At 71.4% G+C, this 4,096-nt stretch carries 3 protein-coding genes; 2 read left to right on the top strand and 1 reads right to left on the bottom strand.

The features are described 5' to 3' along the window. Window positions 1–781, bottom strand: a 781-nt coding sequence (locus HY703_02855; protein ID MBI4544118.1) for a 2-oxoglutarate dehydrogenase E1 component, incomplete at its 3' end; no start/stop codon positions are given. Window positions 782–1,134: 353 nt separating this feature from the next. Between HY703_02855 and mutS the strand changes: the two genes are divergently transcribed. Next, window positions 1,135–3,828, top strand: coding sequence for a DNA mismatch repair protein MutS (gene mutS, locus HY703_02850; GenBank protein MBI4544117.1), 2,694 nt, complete (start codon window positions 1,135–1,137; stop codon window positions 3,826–3,828). Between the two features lie 23 nt (window positions 3,829–3,851). Then, window positions 3,852–4,096: hypothetical protein (locus HY703_02845; GenBank protein MBI4544116.1), on the top strand; the 245-nt coding region annotated here is incomplete at its 3' end.

Here is a 4,096-nt window from a genome sequence, read left to right as displayed (position 1 = left end):
GGATGGCCGTGTACGGCCGGCCGATCACGTGGACCAGCACGTTCAGCCGCCCACGGTGCGCCATGCCCAGCACCACCTCCCGTGCGCCTGCTGCTGCGGCCCGCTCAATGGCCAGCTCGAGCATTGGCACCAGCACGTCGGTGCCTTCCACGGAAAAGCGCTTTTGCCCCAGGTAGGCGCGGTGCAGGAACTGCTCGAACGCCTCGACGTCGGTAAGGCGGCTCAGCAGCCGCTTCTTCTGCTCCGCCGCCAGCGGGCGGGCGTGCACACCGGACTCGATCTGCTCGCGCAGCCATTCCCGGCGTTCCGGGCTCTCGAGGTGCTCGTACTCGTAGCCAATCGTGCCCGTGTAGGTCGCCTCGAGCCACTCGAGCACCTCGGCCATGCTCCGGCCGGCATGCTCGAACCCCAGGAGCGCCGCCGGAATACTGGTCAGATCTTCGCGCGAGATGCCGTGGAAGGTGGGGTCCAGCATGGGGTGCCCCGGCCGCCTGCCACCCAGCGGGTCGAGCCGCGCCGCGGCGTGCCCGTGCAGCCGGTAGGCGTCTACCAGCTCGCCCGCAGCCATGGCCGCACGAAGCTGCGCGCGCGCGGGCGGCGCCGCAGGCCCGGCCGCCTCGCGCGCGGGGAAACCGGCACGCGCCGCCGCATCCGACGCGAACAGCCGCCGCCACGACTCGTCTACCGACTCCGGGTCGCGAAGATACGCCTGGTAGACGGCCTGCAGGTAACCGGCGTTATAGGTGTCAGACAGCGTATCGATGCGGATGCGTTGCGGCACAGTCCCGATCCACGGTTAGCGCCCGCCCCTTCTCCCTTAGTGGTCGAATCCGCAAATACGGCCGCATTCGTGGCCGTACTTACGAACTCGACCACTGAGCTGCTACCCCGCCGCAGCTTCCCGGGTCGAGCAAGGGGCCGGCAGGAGGGCAAAATATAGAGGCCGGCGCACGGCGAATCTAGCGGGTGGTCGACGTCGCTGCCTGCCGCCCTCGCCGCGTTGGGGCGGGGTGCAGGGAGTGGCGTTGCCGCCCGTCCTCCGCTTCGCTATCCTTCGGAACACGAGCGAGTTGACCACTGGTGGCTGGTCTCCGAAGGCGATGACGAGCCACCAGGTTCCCCTGTTCGCCCCGAATGTCCAGGCAGGACGAGACTCCCCTGATGCAGCAGTGGCGTGAGGCGAAGGCGCGCCACCCGGATGCGCTCGTCTTCTTCCGGGTGGGCGACTTCTACGAGATGTTTTTCCAGGACGCCGAAGATGGCGCGCGGCTGCTCGGCCTGACGCTGACCACACGCAATAACGGGGCGGCGGCGCAGGTGCCGCTGGCGGGCGTGCCGGTGCGGGCGCGCGACGAGTACATCGAGCGGCTGCTGCGGCTGGGCCGGCGCGTGGCGATCTGCGAGCAGATGGAGGATCCGGCCGAGGCGCGGGGCATTGTGCGGCGCGAGGTCATCGAGACGATCACGCCCGGCGCCGTGCTGGCGGACAGCTTGCTGAGCGAGCGCAAGAATAACTTCCTGGTCGCACTGGTGGAGGCGGGGGGCGCGGCGGGCGCGGCGGGCGCGGGGGGCGTGGAGGGCAGCGCCTTTGCCCTGGCGGCGGCCGACGTGTCCACGGGTGAGCTGGTCGCCACTACGGCGCCGCCCGGCGAGCTGGAGCCCGAGCTGGCGCGCTTCGAGCCAGCCGAGTTGCTGCTCCCCCAGAGCTGGGCGGAGCCGGCTGCGCCGCTCGCTGCCCGCGCGCTATCGGCGCTCGGCGCGCGGCTGACCTTCCGCCCGGATTGGCTGTTCGATCCCACTGTCGCGGCAGCGGAGCTGCGGCGCCACTTCCGCGTCCAGGCCCTGGACGGCTTCGGCTTCCAGGACGGGGACGAGCCGCTGCTCGCCACCCTCGGTGCGCTCCTCGCCTACCTGAACGAGGTGCAGTCTGCGGGCGCGGCCAACCTGCGGCCGCCGCGCCTCGAGCGGCCGGGCGCGGCCATGGCGCTGGACGAGATGACGCGGCGCAACCTCGAGCTGCTCGAGCCGCTGCGGCCGGATGCGTCGAGCCGCGGCACGCGCCAGCCGGGCACGCTGCTGGACGTGGTCGACGAGACGCTCACGCCCATGGGAGCGCGACTCCTGCGCCGCTGGCTGCTCCGCCCGCTGGTGCTGGCCGACTCCATCTGGCGGCGACAGGAGTCGGTCGCCGAGCTGTTCGAGCAGCCAGCGCTGCGGCGGCGAGTGCGGGCGGAGCTCAAGGGAGTACGCGACCTCGAGCGGCTCGCGGCCAAGGTGGGCGCCGCGCGCGTCTCGCCCCGAGAATTGAAGGCGCTCGGCGACTCGCTCGAGCCGCTCCCGGCCCTCCAGGCACTCCTGGCTGGCGCGGCCTCCCCGCTGCTGGCCGAGCTGGCGGAAGGGCTGGACGCGCTCGAGGACGTGCGCGACCTGGTGCGCGCCGCGCTGGTCGATGACCCGCCCGCCGCGCTGACGGATGGCGGCGTGATCCGGCCGGGGCACGACGCGGAGCTGGACGAGCTGCGCGGCGTGCGGGACGGGGCGCGCGAGTTCATTGCCTCGCTGCAGGCGCGGGAGCGGGCGCGCACCGGGATTGCCTCGCTCAAGGTTGGCTACAACAAGGTATTCGGCTACTACCTCGAGGTGACGCGCTCGAACTTCGAGCGCGTGCCGGAAGTGTACGAGCGCAAGCAGACGCTGGCCCATGCCGAGCGCTTCGTCACGCCCGAGCTGAAGGAGTGGGAGGCGAAGGTGCTGGGCGCCGAGGAGCGCATCCTCGAGGTCGAGGCCCGCCTCTTCGCCGAACTGCGGCGCCGCGTGGCGGCCGAGGCTGCCCGGCTGCAGGACACGGCCCGGCGGGTCGCCGTGCTGGATGTGCTGGCCGGGCTGGCGCAAGTGGCGGAGCGCCGAGCGTACGTGCGGCCCGTGGTGCACACGGGCTACGGCCTCGAGGTTACGGCCGGGCGACACCCCGTCGTCGAAACCATGATGCCGCGCGAGGAGTTCATCCCCAACGACGTCGTGCTCGACGAGGAGGCGCGCATCATGATCCTGACCGGCCCCAACATGGCCGGGAAGAGCACGCTGCTCAGACAGGTCGGACTGATCCAGTTGCTGGCGCAGGTGGGCTCGTTCGTGCCCGCGGCGGCCGCCAGGCTGCCGGTGTGCGACCGCATCTTCACGCGCGTGGGCGCGTCGGATAACCTGGTGCGCGGAGCCTCCACGTTCATGGTGGAGATGAACGAGACGGCGGCCATACTGCACGGCGCGACGCGCGACTCGCTGGTGCTGTTGGACGAGATCGGCCGGGGCACCGCGACCTACGATGGCGTCAGCATTGCCTGGGCCGTCACCGAGCACCTGCACGAGCGGATCGGCGCGCGCACCATCTTCGCTACCCACTACCACGAGCTGACCCAGCTCGCCGACCTGCTGCCGGCCCTGGTCAACTACAACGTGGCGGTCAAGGAGGTGGGCGACGAGGTCATCTTCCTGCGCCGACTCGAGCGGGGCGGCGCGGACCGCTCGTACGGCATCCAGGTCGCGCGGCTGGCAGGCGTTCCGCGTAGCGTGGTTCAGCGAGCGGCCGAGATCCTGAGGGATCTGGAGGGCGCTCACTCCGGCGGCGCCGTGGGGCTGGGCCGTCTCGGGCGGCGGGCGGGCAGCGCGGCGGCGGCCGCGGACCAGCTCTCCCTGTTCCTGCCGGCCGACCCGCCTGTGCTGGATCGGCTGCGGCGCCTCGAGCTCGAGCGGCTCACGCCCCTCGAGGCGTTGAATCTGCTGGCCGAGCTGCAGGCCGAGGCACGCGGTGGCGCGGGGGGTGGCCGGTGAGGTGGCGCAGGTTGCCGGGGGCCATGCCCCGCGCTTTGCAGGCTGGCAGCCGGGTGGTGCTGCTGCTGGGCGCTGCGGCGTGCGGCCCGGAGCAGCAGATCGATTTCCCCACACCCATGTTCCAGGCCTCGCCCATCCCGTACCCCATCGAGCTGTGGGACCAGAACCTGAACGGTGAGACAGTGGTGCTCGAGCACGTGACTGATCTCGGCGGAGTGGACAGCGTCGACCTCCACGATTCCCGCGGCTATGAAGCCTTCGACTCCGC

Source organism: Gemmatimonadota bacterium (assembly GCA_016209965.1).
In the GTDB taxonomy this organism is placed as follows: domain Bacteria; phylum Gemmatimonadota; class Gemmatimonadetes; order Longimicrobiales; family RSA9; genus JACQVE01.
Note: the sequence above shows the minus strand (reverse complement) of the source record. Positions and strands in the feature narration are given on the sequence as shown.